At 71.4% G+C, this 19,340-nt stretch carries 20 protein-coding genes and 2 pseudogenes; 14 read left to right on the top strand and 8 right to left on the bottom strand.

All coding sequences use genetic code 11. From position 1 onward, the window contains the following. The first annotated feature begins 8 nt into the window (after positions 1–8). Entirely contained in the window at positions 9–1,709 is a 1,701-nt protein-coding gene (locus AB0L74_RS23780) for an LCP family protein (RefSeq protein WP_365655786.1), read from the top strand. A 57-nt stretch (positions 1,710–1,766) separates the two neighbouring features. Here the strand turns inward: AB0L74_RS23780 and AB0L74_RS23775 are convergent, their stop codons facing one another. Continuing rightward, positions 1,767–2,810, bottom strand: coding sequence for a glycosyltransferase family 2 protein (locus AB0L74_RS23775; protein WP_365655747.1), 1,044 nt, complete (start codon positions 2,808–2,810; stop codon positions 1,767–1,769). 145 nt (positions 2,811–2,955) lie between these two features. Between AB0L74_RS23775 and AB0L74_RS23770 the strand changes: the two genes are divergently transcribed. Together AB0L74_RS23770 and AB0L74_RS23765 are read left to right on the top strand one after the other, a co-directional pair. Then, positions 2,956–4,464: an LCP family protein gene (locus AB0L74_RS23770; RefSeq protein ID WP_365655743.1), complete on the top strand. Its 1,509-nt coding sequence runs from the start codon at positions 2,956–2,958 to the stop codon at positions 4,462–4,464. Between the two features lie 282 nt (positions 4,465–4,746). Next, positions 4,747–5,109, top strand: a complete 363-nt coding sequence (locus AB0L74_RS23765) for a four-helix bundle copper-binding protein (RefSeq protein ID WP_365655740.1) — start codon at positions 4,747–4,749, stop codon at positions 5,107–5,109. Positions 5,110–5,175: 66 nt separating this feature from the next. On the opposite strand, the gene AB0L74_RS23760 is transcribed toward AB0L74_RS23765, so the two are convergent. Continuing rightward, positions 5,176–6,474: an LCP family protein gene (locus tag AB0L74_RS23760; protein WP_365655737.1), complete on the bottom strand. Its 1,299-nt coding sequence runs from the start codon at positions 6,472–6,474 to the stop codon at positions 5,176–5,178. Positions 6,475–6,592: 118 nt separating this feature from the next. Between AB0L74_RS23760 and AB0L74_RS23755 the strand changes: the two genes are divergently transcribed. Beyond that, on the top strand, positions 6,593–7,159 hold the full coding sequence (locus AB0L74_RS23755; protein WP_365655734.1) for an acyl-CoA thioesterase: 567 nt from the start codon (positions 6,593–6,595) through the stop codon (positions 7,157–7,159). Here the strand turns inward: AB0L74_RS23755 and AB0L74_RS23750 are convergent. Continuing rightward, positions 7,149–7,550 (bottom strand): ATP-binding protein, encoded by a 402-nt coding sequence (locus AB0L74_RS23750; RefSeq protein ID WP_365655731.1) that lies wholly within the window; start codon positions 7,548–7,550, stop codon positions 7,149–7,151. The two genes, AB0L74_RS23755 and AB0L74_RS23750, sit on opposite strands and share 11 nt — an antisense overlap. Before the next feature lie 29 nt (positions 7,551–7,579). On the opposite strand from AB0L74_RS23750, the pseudogene AB0L74_RS23745 reads away from it, so the two are divergent. From AB0L74_RS23745 to AB0L74_RS23730, 4 genes and pseudogenes are all read left to right on the top strand, one after another. Continuing rightward, positions 7,580–7,789: pseudogene (locus tag AB0L74_RS23745) on the top strand (Scr1 family TA system antitoxin-like transcriptional regulator); the annotation flags it as partial. A gap of 11 nt (positions 7,790–7,800) precedes the next feature. Continuing rightward, positions 7,801–8,010 (top strand): DUF397 domain-containing protein, encoded by a 210-nt coding sequence (locus AB0L74_RS23740; protein WP_365655728.1) that lies wholly within the window; start codon positions 7,801–7,803, stop codon positions 8,008–8,010. 229 nt (positions 8,011–8,239) lie between these two features. Beyond that, positions 8,240–8,476, top strand: a pseudogene (locus tag AB0L74_RS23735) (DUF6879 family protein); the annotation flags it as partial. Continuing rightward, complete coding sequence (locus AB0L74_RS23730; RefSeq protein WP_365655725.1) at positions 8,466–8,642, top strand: helix-turn-helix transcriptional regulator; 177 nt, start codon at positions 8,466–8,468, stop codon at positions 8,640–8,642. The pseudogene AB0L74_RS23735 and the gene AB0L74_RS23730, both read left to right, overlap by 11 nt. 372 nt (positions 8,643–9,014) lie before the next feature. Here AB0L74_RS23730 and AB0L74_RS23725 read toward each other — a convergent pair whose 3' ends face one another. Continuing rightward, positions 9,015–9,794, bottom strand: coding sequence for an XRE family transcriptional regulator (locus tag AB0L74_RS23725; RefSeq protein ID WP_365655721.1), 780 nt, complete (start codon positions 9,792–9,794; stop codon positions 9,015–9,017). Between the two features lie 366 nt (positions 9,795–10,160). Between AB0L74_RS23725 and AB0L74_RS23720 the strand changes: the two genes are divergently transcribed. Both AB0L74_RS23720 and AB0L74_RS23715 read left to right on the top strand, forming a co-directional pair. Next, a complete protein-coding gene (locus AB0L74_RS23720) occupies positions 10,161–10,634 on the top strand; it encodes a hypothetical protein (protein ID WP_365655718.1) in 474 nt (157 codons plus the stop codon). Between the two features lie 82 nt (positions 10,635–10,716). Beyond that, positions 10,717–11,421, top strand: a complete 705-nt coding sequence (locus tag AB0L74_RS23715) for a class I SAM-dependent methyltransferase (protein ID WP_365655715.1) — start codon at positions 10,717–10,719, stop codon at positions 11,419–11,421. A 196-nt stretch (positions 11,422–11,617) separates the two neighbouring features. Here AB0L74_RS23715 and AB0L74_RS23710 read toward each other — a convergent pair whose 3' ends face one another. After that, positions 11,618–12,775, bottom strand: a complete 1,158-nt coding sequence (locus AB0L74_RS23710) for an acyl-CoA dehydrogenase (RefSeq protein WP_365655712.1) — start codon at positions 12,773–12,775, stop codon at positions 11,618–11,620. Between the two features lie 185 nt (positions 12,776–12,960). On the opposite strand from AB0L74_RS23710, the gene AB0L74_RS23705 reads away from it, so the two are divergent. From AB0L74_RS23705 to AB0L74_RS23695, 3 genes are all read left to right on the top strand, one after another. Beyond that, positions 12,961–14,304, top strand: a complete 1,344-nt coding sequence (locus AB0L74_RS23705; RefSeq protein ID WP_365655709.1) for a UDP-glucose/GDP-mannose dehydrogenase family protein — start codon at positions 12,961–12,963, stop codon at positions 14,302–14,304. A 301-nt stretch (positions 14,305–14,605) separates the two neighbouring features. Continuing rightward, positions 14,606–14,974, top strand: coding sequence for a VOC family protein (locus AB0L74_RS23700; protein ID WP_365655783.1), 369 nt, complete (start codon positions 14,606–14,608; stop codon positions 14,972–14,974). Between the two features lie 18 nt (positions 14,975–14,992). Next, positions 14,993–15,385, top strand: a complete 393-nt coding sequence (locus AB0L74_RS23695) for a VOC family protein (RefSeq protein ID WP_365655706.1) — start codon at positions 14,993–14,995, stop codon at positions 15,383–15,385. A gap of 35 nt (positions 15,386–15,420) precedes the next feature. Here AB0L74_RS23695 and AB0L74_RS23690 read toward each other — a convergent pair whose 3' ends face one another. Together AB0L74_RS23690 and AB0L74_RS23685 are read right to left on the bottom strand one after the other, a co-directional pair. Then, complete coding sequence (locus tag AB0L74_RS23690) at positions 15,421–16,551, bottom strand: dipeptidase (RefSeq protein WP_365655703.1); 1,131 nt, start codon at positions 16,549–16,551, stop codon at positions 15,421–15,423. A gap of 92 nt (positions 16,552–16,643) precedes the next feature. Further along, positions 16,644–17,003, bottom strand: a complete 360-nt coding sequence (locus tag AB0L74_RS23685) for a MerR family transcriptional regulator (RefSeq protein WP_365655699.1) — start codon at positions 17,001–17,003, stop codon at positions 16,644–16,646. A 57-nt stretch (positions 17,004–17,060) separates the two neighbouring features. Between AB0L74_RS23685 and AB0L74_RS23680 the strand changes: the two genes are divergently transcribed. Further along, positions 17,061–18,209: an alkene reductase gene (locus AB0L74_RS23680; RefSeq protein ID WP_365655696.1), complete on the top strand. Its 1,149-nt coding sequence runs from the start codon at positions 17,061–17,063 to the stop codon at positions 18,207–18,209. Here AB0L74_RS23680 and AB0L74_RS23675 read toward each other — a convergent pair. Beyond that, positions 18,158–19,336 carry a dipeptidase gene (locus AB0L74_RS23675; RefSeq protein ID WP_365655780.1) on the bottom strand — a complete coding sequence of 393 codons (1,179 nt, stop codon included), beginning with the start codon at positions 19,334–19,336 and terminating at the stop codon, positions 18,158–18,160. The two genes, AB0L74_RS23680 and AB0L74_RS23675, sit on opposite strands and share 52 nt — an antisense overlap. Positions 19,337–19,340 lie beyond the last annotated feature (4 nt).

The following is a 19,340-nucleotide window of genomic DNA, read 5'->3' as shown; positions in this document are numbered from 1 at the left end:
CCGTGCCCATGGCGCGAGGGTGGGGAGGACGGGACGTGACCCGCAACAGTGTGCAGGGGGAGGCCACGCTGCCGCCGGTCCGGCGGCCCCGGCGGCGGCCGGGCGAGGACGGCTCCCCGCCCGCGGCGGACCGGCGGGGACGGCCCTCCGGCGGCGGCGCGGAGGGCGAGCCGGGCGGTGACGGCAAGGACGGCGCGGAGGGCCACGCCGGCGGCAGACGCCTGCCGCCCCGGCGCGGGCGCCGCGCGCTGCGCTGGACCGCGGTCACCCTGGCGGTGCTGATACTCGGCACGGCCGGCGCCGGATACCTGTACTACGAGCACCTCAACGGCAACATCGAGAAGGACCCCCTGAACCTGGGCGACAGCAAGGTCGCCGAACCCACGCCGAACGCCGCCGGGCAGGTCCCGCTGAACATCCTGGTCATCGGCTCCGACGCCCGGGACACCAAGGAGAACCAGGAACTGGGCGGCGCCCGCGAGACGTTCGGGGGCACGCCGCTGGCGGACGTGCAGATGCTGGTGCACCTGTCCGCGGACCGCAGCAACATGTCGGTCGTCAGCATGCCGCGCGACACCCTGGTGCGGATCCCCAAGTGCACCGACCCGGACGACGGGAAGGTCTACCCCGCCAGCGACGGGCGGGTGATGACCAACCAGAGCCTCGGGCACGGCGGCCCGGGCTGCACGGTGGCGACCTGGCAGGAGCTCACCGGCATCCACATCGATCACTTCGTCATGGTGGACTTCGCGGGCGTGGTGTCGATGGCGGACGCCGTCGGCGGCGTACCGGTGTGCGTGGACGCCAACATCCACTCCCGTGACGGCAAGGGCCACGGCTCGGGCCTGAAACTGGCCAAGGGCACCCACCCGGTCAAGGGCGAGCAGGCCCTGCAATGGCTGCGCACCCGCTACGGCTTCGAGGACGGCAGCGACCTCGCCCGCGCCAAGGCGCAGCACATGTACATGAGTTCGATGGTCCGCCAACTCCGCGAGAACGCCACCCTGAGCAATCCGAACAAGCTGCGCAGGCTCGCCGAGGAGGCGACCGAGGCGCTCACCGTCGACCCGGGCCTCGACACCGTCAAGAAGCTGTACGACCTCAGCACCGAGCTGCGGAAGGTGAAGCCGGAGCGCATCACCATGACCACGATGCCCAACCGGTACGTGGGCGCCCGGGTGGAGCCGACCGAGGACGCCGAGCAGTTGTTCCGGCTGGTGCGCGAGGACATCCCGCTGGACGGCAAGGGCACGGAGAAGAAGACGCCGCGGCGGGAGTCGGACGACCCGGCCGCCCCCGACGGCGAGATCGCGGTGCAGGTCCGCAACGGCACCCGTACCGACGTCCTGGCCCCGGCGAGCGGGCGCGCGACCACCGTCGCCGGGCTGCTGGCGGACAAGGGCTTCACCCAGGCGGTCGCCGACCCCGCCGCGTCCGCGAGCGAGGCCCGGACCGTCGTGCGCTTCCCCAGCGCCGAACTGGAGGGCGACGCCCAGCGGGTCGCCGAGGCCCTGGGCATTCCGCTGAGTTCGGTGAAGCGGTCCACGGACGTCTCGGGGGTCACGCTCGTCGTCGGCGCGGACTGGCGGGAGGGTACGGCCTACCGGGCGCCCGAGAGCGACGACAAGACGCCCGAGACGGCCGACGCCCTCAACGGCGCGGACGACACGGCGTGCATGCGCGTGGACCCGGCGTTCACCTGGTCCTGACGGCCGCCCGCGCCCCGGCCCTCACCCGGAAAGCCGCGGTCCGCCGCGCGACGGCCGTCACCGTGAGCCGGCGTCGGCGTCCGCGCGGACCGCCGGGCGGCGGCTGGCGATCACCTTGCGGGCCAGCGACCGCGGGCTGGTCAGAAAGCCCCAGCCCCACGACATGTGCATGGTCGCCAGCGCGACGGGGATCTGCGCCCGCGCCTTGAGCGGCAGGCCCTTGCCGGCCGGCACCGACCCGGCGACGATCGCCGCCAGATAGCCGCCGGGGATCACGAAGCCCCACGGGGTGAGCGCCGCGCCCGCCACGATCCCGGCCGCGATCGCGCACACCGCCGTCGGCGGGGCGAGGTAGCGCAGGTTGATGGAGCCGGCGTGGTAGCGGGCGACCACGTGCCGCCAGCGGCCGTAGTCCTTGTACTGCTTGGCCAGCGCCCGCACGCTCGGCCGGGGCCGGTAGGACACCTTCAGCTCCGGCGAGAACCAGATCAGCCCGCCCGCCTCGCGGATGCGGAAGTTCAGCTCCCAGTCCTGGGCGCGGATGAACTCCTCGTTGTAACCGCCCTGCCGCTCCAGCGCCTCCCGGCGGAACACGCCGAGGTAGACCGTCTCGGCGGGGCCCGCCTGGCCGCCGGTGTGGAAGGCGGCGTTGCCCACGCCGATCTTCGAGGTCATGGCGGCGGCGACGGCGCGCTCCCAGTCGTTCTCGCCCTCGGCGTGCATGATGCCGCCGACGTTCTGCGCGCCGGTCTCCTCCAGCAGCCGTACGGCCGTGGCGATGTAGTTCGGCGACAGCATGCCGTGCCCGTCGACGCGGACCACGACCGGATGGCTCGACGCCTTGATCGCGGCGTTCAGCGCGGCCGGGGTGCGCCCGCTGGGGTTGGGCACGGTGTGCACACGCGGGTCCTCGCGGACGAGCTGGGCGGCGATCTCGTCCGTGCGGTCCGTGGACGGACCGAGGGCGATGACGACCTCCATCTCGCCGGCGTACTCCTGCGCGAGGATCGCTTGGACGGCGCCGCGCAGATGCCGCTCCTCGTTGAGGACCGGCATGATCACGGACACGGCGGGAAGCTGCACGTCGGAGTTGGCGTTCATCGGAGCTCACGTTACCGCGAACGGGGGACACCGGTGCGCGCCGCGGGGGCCGCTGCACCGGGCCGCAGATCGTATGGGCCTACGGTGCTCACGGATTCGCACGTCCGGTACCAGGGCCAGTCCTCGCGGAGGTGTCCCCTTGCCCATGCCGCCCCGCTCCCCCTCCCCCAGTGTCCCGGCCCCGTCCGCGCCGGGCGGACCCCCGCCGCCCCGGCGCCGCCCGCGCTCCTCCGGCCGGGCGGCGCCGGGACCCGCCGCCGGGCGGAAGCGGCCGCGCTGGGCGCTGCGGGTGGTGACCACCCTGTCGGTGGTGGTCCTCGCCTCGGCCGGCATCGGGCACACGGTGCTCAGCGGCCTGGACGCGGACATCGCCCGGGTCGACGCCTTCAAGGACATGAAGAACCGGCCGCGGGCCGGGCACGGCATGAACGTCCTGCTGGTCGGCACCGACGGCCGCGACCGGATCACCCCCGAGGAGCGGCGCCGGTACCGGCTGGGCGGCGCGCCCTGCCACTGCACCGACACGATCATGATCGTGCACATCTCGGCGGACCGGGAGCGGGCCAGCGTGGTCAGCCTGCCCCGCGACTCGTACGCCGTGACCCCGGCGTACACCGACGCCGCCACCGGCAAGCGGCGCGGCGGCCACCCGCTCAAGCTGAACGCGGCCTACGCGGAGGGCGGCCCGCAGCTGACCGTCCGCACCGTCGAGGCCATGACCGGCGTGAAGATCGACCACTATCTGGAGGTCGACTTCACCAGCTTCATGAAGACCGTCGACGTCCTCGGCGGCGTGCGGGTCTGCACCCCCCGGCCGCTGAAGGACGGCTACACCGGCCTGGACCTGCCGGCCGGCACCCACACCCTGGCCGGCGGGCAGGCCCTCCAGTACGTCCGCGCGCGGCACCTCGACAACGCCTCCGACCTGGGGCGGATGCAGCGCCAGCAGCAGTTCCTGGCCGCCCTCATCGACCGGGCGACCTCCTCGGGCATCCTGCTGAACCCGCTCAAGTTCCGGGACGTGACCCGGGCCGTGCTGGGCTCGGTCCGCGCCGACAAGGGCTTCGGCACCGGCGAGCTGCTGGCGCTGGGCCGGGCCATGCGGAACTTCTCCCCCTCGTCGTCGGAGTTCGCGACGGTGCCCATCGAGCAGATGGGGTACGCCGTCAAGGGCGTCGGCTCGACCCTGAAGTGGGACACCGCCAGGGCCGAGCGGCTCTTCCGGGCACTGCGCGAGGACGAGCCGCTCGCCGCCCACCAGCCGCGCAGCACGCCGGTGCCGGCCGTGCCGGTGGAGCCGCGGCACATCCGCGTCCAGGTGGAGAACGGCACGCACACGGCCGGGCTGGGGCGGCGCGTGGACACGGCGCTGGCGGCGGCCGGCTTCGGCACCACCCGGATGCCGGTGAACGCCGCGGACCGTTCCGTGCGGCGGACCGTCGTCGCCTACGACCCCCGCTGGGACCGCTCCGCCAGGTCGCTGGCGGCGGCCCTGCCGGGCAGCGAGCTGCGACCGGTCGCGGGGCTCGGGCCCACGCTGAAGGTGATCGCGGGCACCGACTTCACCGGGGTCCGCAAGGTCCGCGCCGAGCAGCCGGTCCGGGAGCCCGGCGGCGTGGTGCGCGGCGACGAGGTGGTGTGCGGGAAGCCGTAGCCGCGACCGACCCGGGACGGCCCCCGCTCGGCGAATCCGTCCCCCCGGCCCCGTGGGGCCCGCTCGGCGGAACCGTCCCCGCCCCCCGTGGGGCCCGCTCGGCGAATCCGCCCCCATCCCTCCATGGGGCCCGCTCGGCGAATCCGCCCCCATCCCTCCGTGGGGCCCCGCTTGGCGGATCCGTCCCCTCCCCCCGTGGCGGACGGGGTCCGGCGGGCGTACGACAAAGGGGCGGGCCGGTTCGCGGCCCGCGCATCCCCCGCCCGTCCCGAGGAGGACACCATGGAGCAGCCCGCGACCACGACCGCGATGAGCCAGGAGATGCAGGACTGCGTCGAGGCGTGCATGTCCTGCCACGCCCTGTGCGAGGAGACCATGAGCTCGTGCCTGCAGAGGGGCGGTCAGGCCCAGATGCGGATCATGCGCGCGCTGATGGACTGCTCGGAGATGACCCGGCTGTGCGCCGACATGATGATGCGCCGCTCGCCGATGGCGGCCGAGATGTGCGCCCTGTGCGCCCGGGCCTGTGAGATGTGCGCCGAGGCGTGTATGGCGATGCCGGACGACCCGCAGATGAAGCGCTGCGCCGAGGCGTGCCGCCGCTGCGCCGCGACCTGCCGGGCCATGGCGGGCGCCATGATGTGACCCGCCCGGCGACGGCGAGGGCACCCCGCGCCGGGGTGCCCTCTCCCCGCCCGGTGCGCACCGGGCTCAGTTGCCGGAGACGGTCACCGTCTCGTCGTTCTTCAGCTGCTCCACGAGCCGCTTGACCTTGGCGGTGTCCCACTGGAGGTTGCCGTTGCCGGCGCTGCCCGCGATCGGCATGTTCATGGAGGTGCCGTCGCCGCCGCTGACGCCCTTCATCGCCCAGAACATGTCGGCCAGGTCGAACAGGCCCATGTCCTTGTCGACGATCAGGGAGTCCAGGCCGGCGCCCATGGTCGGGTAGAGCTTGAACGGGTTGAGGACCGTCGAGGGGGTGGCCACCTGGCCGGCCAGGGCCGACAGGAACTTCTGCTGGTTCTTGGTCCGGTCCAGGTCGGAGCCGGCCAGCGCGTAGCGGGTGCGGACGAAGGCGAGGGCCTGCTCGCCGTTCAGGGTCTGCCTGCCCTTCTCGAAGTCGGCGCCGGACTTGGTGTCCTTGATGTCCTGCGGGATGTCCATCTCGACACCGCCGACCGCGTCCACGATGTTGGCGAAGCCGGCGAAGCCGATCTCGACGTAGTGGTCGATGCGCAGGCCGGTGTTGTGCTCCACGGTGCGCACCAGCAGCTCGGGGCCGTCCTCGGCGTAGGCGGCGTTCAGCTTCACATGCCGGCCGGTGGCCTCGTACCGCTTGCCGGACTCCGAGCCGACGAAGCTCGGGATCTCCACGTCCGAGTCGCGGGGCAGGGAGATCAGCGTCGAGCCGTTGCCGCCGGTGTGCAGGATCATCATCGAGTCCGTGCGCTTGCCCTCGGCGGACCCGGTGTGCAGCTTCTTCTTCTCCTCGTCCGACATGCCCTCGCGGCTGTCGGAGCCGACGATGAGGTAGTTGGTGCCCTCGCCCGCCTCCGGCCGGTCGATGACCTTCGACAGGTCGACCTCGCGGTTGAGCTTGGAGTCGGCCCAGAAGTAGGTGCCGACCGCGGTCACCACGAGCACGGTCACCACGGTGATCGCGGTCACCTTGATGCGGCGCCGCCAGTTCGGCGCGGGGCGCGGGCCGCGCCCACCGGGACCGCCGGGGCCCCGGCCGCCGGGGGTCCCGTAGACCTGGCCGGTGTTGTAGCCGCTGTCGTAGCCGCCGCCCGGGTCGCCGTAGGCGTCGTGGCCGCGGCCGTCGACGTACGACGGCTGCGGCGGCACCCGGCCGCCGTGGGGCGGGGCCGCGGGGCCCTGGCCGGGCGGCCCGGCCTGCCCGCGCCGGATCTGCCGCATGACGCGCGCGCCCTCGGGCTGCGCGCTCGCGCTGCCGCGTCCGTATCTGCCGCGGTCGTCGTCGGACCATCCCTCGGGCCAATCACTCATGGCTCCCAGTGTGCAGGTCCCGGCTGTGCCGCATACAAGGGTCGTCGGAAAACAGGGGCGGCGCTGTTGCGAACCCGACACAAAATACGCCGTCGCCGCCCCGCATAAGGTGGAGGCCATGACAGACCAGGCAGACCACGCCTCAGCCGCCGAGGCGCAGGCCCCGGAGATCCCGGGCAAGCCGACCTCGGCGTCCCGCACCACCCTGAGCCACATCATGACCCACAACGACACCAACCTGCTGGGCACGGTGCACGGTGGTGTGATCATGAAACTGGTCGACGACGCGGCGGGCGCCGTCGCCGGCCGCCACTCCGGCGGTCCGGCCGTCACCGCCTCGATGGACGAGATGGCGTTCCTGGAGCCGGTCCGCGTCGGCGACCTCGTCCATGTGAAGGCCCAGGTCAACTGGACCGGCCGGACCTCGATGGAGGTCGGCGTGCGGGTCCTGGCCGAGCGCTGGAACGAGTCCGCCCCGCCGACGCAGGTGGGCTCGGCCTACCTCGTCTTCGCCGCCGTGGACGCCGACGGCAAGCCGCGCCGCGTGCCGCCGGTGATCCCGGAGACCGAGCAGGACAAGCGGCGTTACCAGGAGGCCCAGATCCGCCGCACCCACCGCCTCGCGCGCCGCCGCGCGATCATGGAGCTGCGGGAGCAGCGGGCGGCGGAGGGGTTCACGGACTGACGCCCGAGCCCGGCCGGGGCCCCGGGCCCCCCGTCTCGAACCAGAGCAGCTTCCCCGCCCCGCGCCCCGGGAGGCCGTCCCGCTCCCCGAGCGACCAGCCGCCCCACACGTCGGCGTACTCCCGCACGAGGTGCAGCCCGCGTCCCCCGTCCGCGCCGGGCGGGGCGGGAACGGCACGGCCCGCGGGCGGCCCGGCGAAGGGCGCGGGGACGTACGGGTCGCCGTCCCACACCCCGACCCGCAGCCGCCCGTCGCCCAGCGCGGTCAGCCGCAGCGAGCACGGTCCGGCGGTGTGCCGGTAGGCATTGGTCACCAGCTCCGACACCAGCAGCTCGACGGTGTCCACCAACTCGTGCCTGCCGTGCCCGTCGAGAGCGGCCCGTACGGTCACGCGTGCGACGCGTGCGGCTCTGGGGTCTCCCGACCACCGGTCAGTCCTTCGACTACATCGAGGGCCCCGTTCCGCAGCTCGACACGGTCCAACTGGACTCACACCACGGTGCCTGCGACTTCCTCGACGCCGACGCGCAGTTGACCAAGTACCGCTTGGTATTGGACCGCATGGAGTCCTGCGCGCTGGCCCCCGACATGACGCGCGACTTCATCCACCACCGCATCCAGGACCTGTGAAGGAACCAGCCATGCAAACCCTTGACTGGCGGAAGTCCACTTACAGCGGCGACGGCTCCAACTGCGTAGAGATAGCCACGAGCCCCACCACCGTCCACATCCGCGACTCCAAGAACCCGGCCGGCCCTCGGCTGTCCCTCCCGCCCACCGCCTGGGCGGACTTCCTGACCTACGCAGCAGAGACCGATGTTTGGGCGTTGTCACGTCGGGCCGGTTCGTAAGATCAAGTACGCCACTACAGGAATATCCCCGAGTCGTCGTAGACGGCTCCCGACAGCGCGACTAGCGTCGTTTCCCGGTGCGGGGAACGCCCCTGCACCATCCAAGGGGGTGTGATGACGCGTGGGGAACTGACCCGGCTCACCGGCAACGGCAACGGAGAGTGCGGAGGTGACGACTGCCCGAACGTCTACCGGACCGCTTCGGGGGCGTTCGTGATTCAGTGTCGAGGCCGGTGAGGCTGTCCGCATCCTCGACGTGACCGACCGTCCCAATCCTCTTGAGGGGGCACCCGACTTCTGGATGTTCGATCGCTCCCGAGTCGTGCTCATGCACTACGAGGCCGACGGAACCCAGATCAGCCGAGAACTGTACGACGGCGACACCGGGCCCTTCCGTGAGTACCAGCGCATCGCCCTCTCCGAATCGGTGCCCTTCGAGGAGTACGTGAAAGGCCTTGACGCTTGACGCAGAGCGGCTGGGGCAGTCGAAAGCCGACCTGGCCGCGACATTGCGGGCACTTCGCAAGGGAGCCGGACTGTCCCAGGTCCGGCTCGCTCAGCGTTGCGCGATGCCCCAATCGAAGATCAGCAAGATTGAACGGCCGAGATCACACCGAGTCTGGTCGACGTAGAACTCATCCTGCGAGCGCTCGGAGCCCCTGAGCCATCGGTGGCCGAGGTGACAGCGCTGGCGCGGCTCGCGAACACGGCGTGGCAGCCCATCCGGTCCTCGTGGCGGCAGGGCCTGGAGAAGCGTCAGGCGGAGCTGGCCGGCCTGGAAGCAGAGGCCAAGGAACTCCGGTACTTCCTCCCGTCAATGATCACAGGATTGTTGGCCACCTCCGAGTACGTCCCGGCCAGCCTCGCATACTCGCCAGGGGACGTTTCAAAACCGTGGCGCGGAAGTCGGAGCGGCAGGCAGGCCCCCGTGATCGCCGACATGCGGTCCCATGTTCAAGCCGACAGGCAGTATCTCCGATCGGGGGTCTTCTACTGTCCGACCCCTAGTCGGGGACTCGGCTGTAGCACTCCAGCGTCGCCTTCGAGACGGACTTGTCCACAAGCCGCAGTTCCCACGGCCCCGTGTTCACGTCGAAGTCCTTTCCGAAGCCGACCCACTTCCCGACCATCCGTCGGCCGGTCGGCTCGACCAGGAGCTGAACGGCCCCGTGGTACCGAGCCCCGTTGTAGTAACCATCCGAAGCGGTCTGCTCCACCCATGACCCGGTGACCACGTTGCGGTCCACGGTCAGATCCAGCGTGAGCGGGCTGTCCGGATTAGAGGACGCCCCCGGCAGGCTCTGAGCGGTCAGCCGGTTGCCATGCTGGACGATCACCACGTAATGCTTGCCCTCGTACGTTTTGGCCCGGCTGGACGAGTAGAACTCGTACCGGCTGAGCCATACGCCCGAGAACGTTTCCTCACCGCTCTGTGCGGCCGACTGCGCCCCCACGCCGGCGGAGGTGACACCCTCTGCTCCTGTATCCATGTCATGCCCTCCTGCCCCGTCTGCGTGGACCCTCGCCACCGGCACAGGCAAAGAGAACCCCAGGGCCTCGACGGGACGGCCTGTGACTCGCTCCAACGCCCTCGCGTACACGCCTCGGGGTGTCTTGCTCGTACCTGACTCCCAGCGCTGCACCAGACGCTTGGACGCTTCGTTGGGTTCTCCCAGCTCTTTCCCCGCCTGGCGCAGGGCCTTGGCGAAGTCGTCTTGGCTTAAGCGCAGACCGATACGCACGGCCCGCAGCACATCATTCGGCACCACGGCGGTCGTCGTCATGACGTCAAAGCTAGACGCAACACCCACACAATGACACCGGTTTGACGCCCTGAGTGGCGTCATAGACACCCCTCTGAGTGACGCCCGGACGACGCCCGAAGCGTCGTCGTTCCGTCCCTTCAACGGCGAGAGCATCAACCCACTGGCAGGGCAACCGGACGAGAGGGTGAGCTGATGGCCAGCCACAGCGACGGAGGGTGGCTCCGGCAAGACGTACGGCGCTGAGGCGACCTACCCGAGCAGCACCGCCGAGAAGCCGCTGACGCCGATGGCGTCCGCAGCCTGGCCGCCCTGCCAATGCCCCCGATGCACGTCCAGAACCAACTCCACGGGATCAGCCGGTCCCCTGACCAGGAAGGCACAGACGTGACGACTACCCAGCACAACAGCACCAGCGTCCTCGACCTGATCAGCCCCACCCTCCGGACGGACCTCATCACCATGGTCCGCGAGGACTACTGGCCGGAGATGACCGACGACCAGGGCGCGCGTGGTGTCAACCAGCTCGCCGCGTTCCTCGCCGTCGCCGCGAACACCACGGAGAAGGCAGCCCCCAGCCTACGCGTGGACCTGTTCTGGCACGCGTTCGTGCTTCACACCAAGCCCTACGCCGACTTCTGCCAGGCCCTCGGCGGCGGGTTCATCCACCACGTCCCCGACCGCAGCAACGCCGGACACAACCCGGCTGAGGGCCGGGCCGCGATGCGTCGTACAGCCGAAATGATCCGCGCGGCCGGTTTCCACACGGACGCCGAGTTCTGGCCGATCAACGGCGCCGCCGACTGCACCCAGTCCTACGCCGGATGCTCCGACAGCCCGAACACCGGCAAGGGCAAGTAGCAGCCGCGGAACGAGCTGCAACCGCGACAGCCGCCCGGTATGGTGCCGGGCGGCTGCGCCATGAACGAGAACGGACGCACACATGACTGACCCTCGTAGCGCCGCATGGGACACCTACTCACAGGCCAAGCCGCAGCGAAGGCAGACCAATGCCAAGGGTGAGACCACTTGGTTCAACTGGACCCAGTACGCCGACCACGGCCCCGGAGCCGAGCTACTGGCACTCCGCCCCGGCGCAAGTGTGCTCGACCTCGGATGCGGGTCCGGCGGCAACCTCGCCCATCTGGCGACCTTGGGCATGAAGCCGGTGGGAATCGACCTGTCCGCCAGGCAACTCGGCAAGGCCCGCGACCGCTGGTCCGACGTAGGCGGGCTGGAACTCCACCAGGCCGACGCCCTGGCCTACCTGCGGGACACGTCCACGATTTTCGATGCGATCTACAGCGTCTTCGGCGCCGTCTGGTTCACCGACCCCCGCCTGTTGGTACCCCTCGCCCACGCCGGCCTTCAGCCGGGCGGCGTCTTCGCCTTCTCCCAGCGGCCCCCGGTCAAGGGCTGCTATGGCTGCCAGGCGTCCTACGTTCCCCGAGGGGCCGATGAGGACCCGGCCATTGTGAAGCGATGGGACTACGAGCCTGACATCTGGTCCGCACTCCTTGAGGAGTACGGTTTTGCCGAGGTGACCGCGACCGTGCTCCCGGCCCCTGAGCACGACAAGCGCACCGTAGGCACGCTCCTGGTACGCGCCGTACGGGGAGACCAAGCCCAGCCGTGTAGCGCGATGTGATGAGCCTCCAGGGACCGGGAAATTCCAGATTCGGCAATCCTCCGGTGCATGAAAAGCCTGTCGTCCGTGCAGGTCAAAGCCGGTGCCAACCTCAGCGCTAGCCAGGATTTCCCCAGCACGACGCCCAGGAGCGGACCGGAAGCCGATCACGGATCCCGAACCGCCCCCAAAGCGTGCTTGACCTGCGAAAACCCTGCTACGGCAGGTTCCGCGCCATCACGATCCGCTGGACCTGGTTGGTGCCCTCGTAGATCTGGGTGATCTTGGCGTCGCGCATCATGCGCTCCACCGGGTAGTCACGGGTGTAGCCGTAGCCGCCGAGGAGCTGGACCGCGTCCGTGGTGACCTCCATCGCCACGTCCGAGGCGAAGCACTTGGCCGCCGCGCCGAGGTAGGTCAGGTCCGCGTCGCCGCGCTCCGAGGCCGCCGCGGCCTGGTAGGTCAGGGCGCGGGCGGCCGAGATCTTCATGGCCATGTCGGCGAGCATGAACTGGATGCCCTGGAAGTCGGCGATCGGCTTGCCGAACTGCTTGCGCTCCTTGACGTAGCCCTTGGCGTAGTCGAGGGCGCCCTGGGCGATGCCGAGGGCCTGGGCGGCGATGGTGATGCGGGTGTGGTCCAGGGTCTTCATCGCCGTGGCGAAGCCGGTGCCCTCCGCGCCGATCATGCGGTCGGCGGGGATGCGGACGTTGTCCAGGTACACCTCGCGCGTGGGCGACCCCTTGATGCCGAGCTTCTTCTCCGGGGCGCCGAAGGAGACACCGGGGTCGGACTTCTCGACCACGAAGGCGGAGATGCCCTTGGAGCGCTTCTCCGGGTCGGTGACGGCCATCACCGTGTAGAACTCCGACACGCCCGCGTTGGTGATCCAGCGCTTGACGCCGTTGAGGACCCAGTGGTCGCCGTCGCGGACCGCGCGCGTCTTCATGCCGGCCGCGTCCGAGCCCGCCTCCGGCTCGGACAGGCAGTACGAGAACATCGCGTCGCCCTTGGCGAGCGGAGCCATGTACTTCTTCTTCAGCTCCTCGGAGCCGGAGAGGATCACCGGGAGCGAGCCCAGCTTGTTCACCGCCGGGATGAGGGAGGACGAGGCGCAGACGCGGGCGACCTCCTCGATGACGATGACCGTGGCGAGCGCGTCGGCGCCCGCGCCGCCGTACTCCTCGGGGACGTGCACGGCGTGCAGGTCGCCCGCCACGAGGGCGTCCAGCGCCTCCTGCGGGAAGCGGGCCTCCTCGTCCACCGCGGCGGCGTGCGGCGCGATCTTCGCCTCGGCCAGCGCGCGGACGGCGTCGCGGAGCATGTCGTGCTCCTCGGACGGGCGGTACAGGTCGAAGTCAGCCGATCCGGCCAAGGTCTCACGCTCCAAAACGCTGCGATGCTGACGCTAACTACCGTTAAGTAACCGAAATTTTAGAGCCCGGTGCACGTACGTGGATAGGTGAGCTTGCCGACAGCCGGATTGCTGCCCGGCGGGGCCCCTTCCCATGCCCCGGTTATGCTCGGGCCCGCAGACTGCCGCAGACCCCTGGAGCACGCATGGCCCTCAAGATCACCGTGATCGGCACCGGCTACCTCGGCGCGACGCATGCGGCGGCCATGGCCGAGCTCGGTTTCGAGGTGCTGGGCCTGGACGTGGTGCCCGAGAAGATCGAGAAGCTCCAGCGGGGCGAGGTCCCGATGTACGAGCCGGGCCTGGAGGAGCTGCTGCGCCGGCATGTCGCCGGGATCGAGGGGTCCAGCGGGCGGCTGCGCTTCACCATGGACTTCGCGGAGGTGGCGGCCTTCGGCGACGTGCACTTCCTGTGCGTGAACACGCCGCAGAAGCACGGCGAGTACGCCTGCGACATGAGTTACGTCGACGCCGCCGTCGCCGCGCTGGCGCCGCATCTGAAGGGCCCGGCGCTGGTGGTCGGCAAGTCGACGGTGCCGGTCGGTTCCGCCGACCGGCTGGCCGCGTACCTGGCCGAGCACGCGCCGGCCGGGGGCGACGCCGAGCTGGCGTGGAACCCGGAGTTCCTGCGGGAGGGCTTCGCCGTCGAGGACACGCTGCACCCGGACCGGATCGTGGTGGGCGTGCGCGGCGAGCGGGCGGAGAAGCTGCTGCGCGAGGTGTACGCCACGCCGATCGCCGAGGGCTCGCCGTTCGTGGTGACGGACTTCCCGACCGCGGAGCTGGTGAAGACGTCCGCGAACTCCTTCCTGGCCACCAAGATCTCCTTCATCAACGCGATGGCGGAGGTGTGCGAGGCCGCGGGCGGTGACGTGGCGAAGCTGGCGGAGGCCATCGGGTACGACGACCGGATCGGGAAGAAGTTCCTGCGGGCCGGGATCGGCTTCGGCGGCGGCTGTCTGCCCAAGGACATCCGGGCGTTCATGGCACGCGCGGGCGAGCTGGGCGCCGACCAGGCGCTGACGTTCCTGCGCGAGATCGACTCGGTCAACATGCGCCAGCGCGGCCGGATGGTGGAGCTGGCGCGGCAGGCGCTGGGCGGCGGGCCGTTCCTCGGCAAGCGGGTCGCGGTGCTCGGCGCCACCTTCAAGCCCGACTCGGACGACGTGCGGGACTCGCCGGCGCTGAACGTGGCCGGGCAGATCCACCTCCAGGGCGGCCAGGTGACGGTGTACGACCCGAAGGGCATGGAGAACGCCCGGCGGCTGTTCCCGACGCTCGGCTACGCCCCCTCGGCGCTGGAGGCGGTGCGGGGCGCCGACGTGGTGCTGCATCTGACGGAGTGGCGGGAGTTCCGCGAGCTGGACCCGGAGGCGCTGGGCGAGGTCGCGGCGGCCCGGGTCGTCCTCGACGGGCGCAACGCGCTCGATGCGGAGGCGTGGCGGCGGGCCGGATGGACGTACCGGGCGATGGGACGCCCCACCGCGTGAGGCGCGGCACGGATGAACATGGATGAGGACGCCGGTTCGACCCGAACCGGCGTCCTCTTGTCTTTCCGGCCTCTGTTCTCTTCCCGGTCCCACTTCTCTTTCCGGTCTCTGTTCTCTTCCGGTCTCTGTTCTCTTCCGGTCTCTGTTCTCTTCCGGTCTCTGTTCTCTTCCGGTCTCTTTCCGGTGTCTTTGAGGGCCGTCGGCGGGGCCTCAGGGTCCGGTGCCGGATATGCGCCACCATGAGGTGATCGTTACCGATTGCCCGCCTTCGCGGGTGACCGACGACTTGGAGGAGGACGTCATGGCCGTCGCCGAACTGGGTGTCGTCGTCCTGGACTGTCCCGACCCCCGCGCCCTGGCCGGCTTCTACGCGCAGGTGCTCGGCGGCACGGTGGAGACGGAGTTCGAGGACAGCGGCTGGATCACCCTGAAGCTGCCCGGCGGGCAGACCCTGGCCTTCCAGACCGCCCCCGGGTTCGTCCCGCCGAGGTGGCCCGCCCCTGACCGCTCTCAGCAGTTCCACCTGGACCTGAACGTGAAGGACCTCGACGCGGCCGAGAAGGCCGTACTGGAACTCGGGGCGAGGCCGCTGGACACCGAGGACCGTGCGCGCGGCTTCCGGGTTTACGCGGACCCGGCCGGGCACCCGTTCTGCCTCTGTGCCTGCTGACTCCAGGAGGTTGTGCCCATGGCGCCCGTGGCCCGTGTCCATACCGTCGTCGTCGACTGCCCCGAGCCGCGTGAACTGGCCCGCTTCTACGCGGAGGTCGCGGGCGGCACGCCCGAGGAGCAGGATTCCGACTGGGTGGTGCTCCAGATCCCCGGCGGGCCGCGCCTGGCCTTCCAGCGGGTGACCGGGCTGACGCCGCCCGAGTGGCCGCGCTCGGACCGCAACGCGCAGCAGTTCCACCTCGACTTCGACGCCGGCTCCACCTGGGAGGAGATCGACGCCGCCCACGAGAAGGTGCTGGCGCTGGGCGCCCGGCCGCTGGACCTGGAGGACCGGGAGAAGAAGGACTTCCAGGTGTACGCCGATCCGGCGGGCCATCCGTTCTGCCTGTGCCGGATCGAGCACGCCTGAGATCGAGCACGCCTGAGGCCGTCCGCCGTCAGCCGTCAGCCGTCGAGTTCCTCGATCGTCGCCGTCGACGGCTCCCGGCGCTGCTGGAACGCGCGGGCGGCGAAGTCCGCGGTGCGCAGCACGCGCTGGACGTTGCCCCAGGTCAGCAGGGCGACGTCGGACTCGTCCCAGCCCCTGCGGAGCAGCTCGGTGATCAGCCGGGGGTAGCAGGAGACGTCGCCGAGTTCCAGCGGGTGGGCGGTTCCGGTGTCGTACGTGCCGGACAGGGCGACGCTCTCGGGGCCGGCGACCGTGCGCACGTGGTCGAGGTGGTCGGCGACGTCACGGACGGTGGGGCCGGTCTGCTCGGCGGTCAGCGGCACCATGCACAGGCCGCCCGCGGCGCCCAGTTCGATGAGCAGGTCGTCGGGGAGGTTGGCCGGGTGGGGGCGCAGGGCGCGGGCGGCGGAGCGGGTGCACAGCGCGGGCGCCTTGGAGACGGCGAAGGTGCGGCGGATGGTCTGCGGGGAGGCACCGGAGAGGTCGGCGATGACGCCGAGCCGGTTCATCTCGCGGAGGACCTCCTCGCCGAACCGGGTCAGCCCCGCCTCGCCCGTCCAGGCCGCGCCGGCCAGGCTGAGCACGCGCAGGCCGAGGGCGCGCAGGCAGCGCAGGACGCCGAGGCTGTCGCCGAGGGCGTCGGCCCCGGCGGGGCCGAGCAGGACGGCGGTGCGTCCGCAGTTGCGGGCGTCCGCGGTCTGCCCGGCGTCCTCGGCCAGGCGCAGTCCCTCCGGGTGGGCCCGGACGACCGTCTTGACCAGGTCGAGCTGGTCCAGGGTGGCGCCGACGGCCCGGTCGCCGCCCGGCTCCTCGGGCAGGTGCAGCGACCAGAACACCGCCGCCACGTGGCCCTCGCGGAGCCGGGGGACGTCGGTGTCGACGGCGCTCTCGCCGAGCTCCAGGTCGTACCAGGCCAGGTGCCTGAGCGCCCAGGACAGTCCGCTGTAGCCGTCGGCGACGGGGTGGGCGGCCAGGAGGGCGTGGGCCCGCTCCAGCGGGCCGTCGTCCGGGTCCAGGACGGGCGGGCAGCTCCCCGGCGTGAAGACCCCCGCCGGGAACGGCACGGGCAGGTCGTCGAGCTCGCCGGCCTCTGGGGTGGTGTGCAGGTCGTCCTGGAGGTCTGCCATGGCGGGCTCCGTACGGTCGTCGTGCAGTACCGTCACCGTCGCACGCGGACCCGGCGGCTTCCTGGTGGATGGCGCGTTCGGGGGTACGCCGGTCAGCGGCCCCGGGCCGTGTCGATCACCTCGTCCAGCGTGTCCCGGGAGCGGACCAGGTCGGCGATCATCCGGTCGATCCGCTCCCGCTCGGCGCTCAGGTCCGCCACGAGCCTGGGCGTGGCGATCGCGGAGGGGCGGCCGTCGGTGTCCCGCATGCAGGGCAGCAGCTGGGCGATCTTGCTGCTGCACAGTCCGGCGGCGAACAGCTCCTGGATCCGGATGACCCGGTCGACGGCGGCCTCGGGATACTCGCGGTGCCCGCCGGGCGTACGCTCGGCCACCAGCAGCCCTTGCTTCTCGTAGTAGCGCAGCGACCGCTCGCTCACGCCGGTGCGCCGGGCCAGTTCACCGATCCGCATCTTCTCCCACCCCCGGGGCTTGAATCTGACACCTGTGTCAACTTTTACCGTACCGGCATGACGCACACGACGAAGCTCCTCGCACCCGCCTCCCTCGGCCCGCTCACCCTCCCCAACCGCCTCCTGATGGCCCCGCTGACCCGCAACCGGGCCGAGGCCGACGGCACGCCGACCCCGCTGATGGCCGAGTACTACGCCCAGCGCGCCTCCGCCGGCCTGATCATCGCCGAGGCCGCGACGCCCAACGCGGTCGGGCAGACGTACCCGAACATCACCGCGATCCACACCGCGCGGCACGTCGAGGGCTGGCGGCGGGTCACCGACGCGGTGCGCGCGGCCGGGGGCGGGGGGATGTTCCTCCAGCTCCAGCACGGCGGCCGGGTCGGCCATCCGGCGACCAGCGGGCTGACGCCGGTGGCGCCGTCGCCCGTGCCGCTCCCCGAGACGATCTTCACGCCGGGCGGGCACCGGCCGGCCGTCGTGCCCCGGGAGATGACGGCCGAGGACATCCGCGCCACGGTCGCCGACTTCGCGCGGGCCGCCCGCGACGCGAGGGACGCCGGGTTCGAGGGCGTGGAGGTGCACTCGGCCAACGGCCATCTCCTGCACCAGTTCCTGGCCCGCAACACCAACCGCCGCACGGACGGCTACGGCGGCTCGATCGCCGGGCGGATACGGTTCACCGCCGAGGTGACCGAGGCCGTGGCCGCCGAGATCGGAGCCGACCGGGTGGGCCTGAGGATCTCCCCCGGCAACACCGTCAACGGCATCGCGGAGGGCGAGACCGAGGAGATCTACCCGGCGCTCGTCGAACGGCTCGGCGGGCTGGGGCTGGCCTATCTGCACCTGGTCTTCGCCGACCCGGACAGCCCGGTCTACCGGACGATCCGCGCCGGATGGCCGGGGACGCTGGTCGCCAACCCGGTGCTCGGGGAGATGTCCGGCCCGGCGATCGAGGAGGCGTCCGCCCGCCTGCTGGACGCCGGGGCCGACCTGATCGCGCTTGGCCGTCCCTTCCTCGCCAACCCCGACCTGGTGACCCGGCTGCGGCTCGGCGCGCCCCTGAACCAGGTGCGGGACCGGTACCTGATGTACGTGGGCGGGGCGGCCGGCTACACCGACTACCCCACCCTCGCCGAAGCCGGCGCGGCCGCTCAGCCGTCCAGTGACTCGATGGTCGCGTTGGACGGCGCCCGCGTCGCCTGAAGGCCCCGGGCCACGTCCTCCGCCGCGCCCAGCACCCGGACCGCGTTCTTCCAGGTCAGCTTGGCCAGATCGGCCTTGGACCAGCCGCGGTCCAGCAGCTCGGCGATCAGGTTCGGGTAACCGGAGACGTCGTTCAGGCCGTCGGGGGTGAAGGCCGTGCCGTCGTAGTCGCCGCCGATGCCGAGGTGGTCGACGCCGGCGACCTCGCGCATGTGGTCGAGGTGGTCGGCGACCGTGGCCACCGTGGCGACGGGGCGGGGGTGGCGCTCCTCGAAGGCGCGGTGCACCTTCATCGCCTCGGGACTGGTGTCCAGGTGGTGCAGGCCGTGCGCGCGCATGTTCTCGTCGGCCGCGGCCGTCCAGTCCACGGCCGCCTGGAGCACGAACTTCGGCACGAACGTCACCATCGCCACGCCGCCGTTGGCGGGCAGCCGCTCCAGGACGTCGTCGGGGATGTTGCGCGGGTGGTCGCACACCGCTCGCGCGGAGGAGTGCGAGAAGATCACCGGCGCGGTGGAGGTGTCCAGCGCGTCCCGCATCGTCGTCGCCGCGACGTGCGAGAGGTCGACCAGCATGCCGAGCCGGTTCATCTCGCGGACCACCTCGCGGCCGAAGGCCGACAGCCCGCCGACGCCCGGCTCGTCGGTCGCCGAGTCCGCCCACGCCACGTTGTCGTTGTGGGTGAGGGTCAGGTAGCGCACGCCGAGCGCGTACAGCGCGCGCAGGGTGCCCAGCGAGTTCGCGATCGAGTGGCCGCCCTCGGCGCCCATGAGGGAGGCGATGCGGCCCTCGGCGCGGGCCGCCTCCATGTCCGCGGCCGTGAACGCGGCCCGCAGCTCCCCGGGGTGGCGGTCGAGCAGCTGCCGTACGCAGTCGATCTGCTCCAGCGTCGCCGGGACCGCGTCGGGCAGGTCCGCGCGCACGTACACCGACCAGTACTGCGCGCCGACGCCGCCCGCGCGCAACCGCGGGAGGTCGGTGTGCAGGTGGGCGGACTGGTCGGCGGCGATGTCGCGCGCGGCCAGGTCGTAGCGGACCTGCTCGCGCAGCGCCCACGGCAGGTCGTTGTGCCCGTCGACGACCGGGAACTCCCGCAGGAGCTCCCGGGCCCGCTCCAGCGCGGTCATCGCC

Source organism: Streptomyces sp. NPDC052020 (genome assembly GCF_040680575.1).
Lineage (GTDB): Bacteria > Actinomycetota > Actinomycetes > Streptomycetales > Streptomycetaceae > Streptomyces.
The sequence above is the reverse complement of the archived record's forward strand: the minus strand, read 5'-3'. Positions and strand labels throughout refer to the sequence as shown.

Excerpts from the sequence above, each read along its gene's own strand:
- AB0L74_RS23780 (WP_365655786.1), top strand. The coding sequence starts at position 9 with ATGGCGCGAGGGTGGGGAGGACGGGACGTGACCCGCAACAGTGTGCAG.
- AB0L74_RS23775 (WP_365655747.1), bottom strand. The coding sequence starts at position 2,810 with ATGAACGCCAACTCCGACGTGCAGCTTCCCGCCGTGTCCGTGATCATG.
- AB0L74_RS23770 (WP_365655743.1), top strand. The coding sequence starts at position 2,956 with ATGCCGCCCCGCTCCCCCTCCCCCAGTGTCCCGGCCCCGTCCGCGCCG.
- AB0L74_RS23765 (WP_365655740.1), top strand. The coding sequence starts at position 4,747 with ATGGAGCAGCCCGCGACCACGACCGCGATGAGCCAGGAGATGCAGGAC.
- AB0L74_RS23760 (WP_365655737.1), bottom strand. The coding sequence starts at position 6,474 with ATGAGTGATTGGCCCGAGGGATGGTCCGACGACGACCGCGGCAGATAC.
- AB0L74_RS23755 (WP_365655734.1), top strand. The coding sequence starts at position 6,593 with ATGACAGACCAGGCAGACCACGCCTCAGCCGCCGAGGCGCAGGCCCCG.
- AB0L74_RS23740 (WP_365655728.1), top strand. The coding sequence starts at position 7,801 with ATGCAAACCCTTGACTGGCGGAAGTCCACTTACAGCGGCGACGGCTCC.
- AB0L74_RS23725 (WP_365655721.1), bottom strand. The coding sequence starts at position 9,794 with ATGACGACGACCGCCGTGGTGCCGAATGATGTGCTGCGGGCCGTGCGT.
- AB0L74_RS23715 (WP_365655715.1), top strand. The coding sequence starts at position 10,717 with ATGACTGACCCTCGTAGCGCCGCATGGGACACCTACTCACAGGCCAAG.
- AB0L74_RS23705 (WP_365655709.1), top strand. The coding sequence starts at position 12,961 with ATGGCCCTCAAGATCACCGTGATCGGCACCGGCTACCTCGGCGCGACG.
- AB0L74_RS23700 (WP_365655783.1), top strand. The coding sequence starts at position 14,606 with ATGGCCGTCGCCGAACTGGGTGTCGTCGTCCTGGACTGTCCCGACCCC.
- AB0L74_RS23695 (WP_365655706.1), top strand. The coding sequence starts at position 14,993 with ATGGCGCCCGTGGCCCGTGTCCATACCGTCGTCGTCGACTGCCCCGAG.
- AB0L74_RS23690 (WP_365655703.1), bottom strand. The coding sequence starts at position 16,551 with ATGGCAGACCTCCAGGACGACCTGCACACCACCCCAGAGGCCGGCGAG.
- AB0L74_RS23685 (WP_365655699.1), bottom strand. The coding sequence starts at position 17,003 with ATGCGGATCGGTGAACTGGCCCGGCGCACCGGCGTGAGCGAGCGGTCG.
- AB0L74_RS23680 (WP_365655696.1), top strand. The coding sequence starts at position 17,061 with ATGACGCACACGACGAAGCTCCTCGCACCCGCCTCCCTCGGCCCGCTC.
- AB0L74_RS23675 (WP_365655780.1), bottom strand. The coding sequence starts at position 19,336 with ATGACCGCGCTGGAGCGGGCCCGGGAGCTCCTGCGGGAGTTCCCGGTC.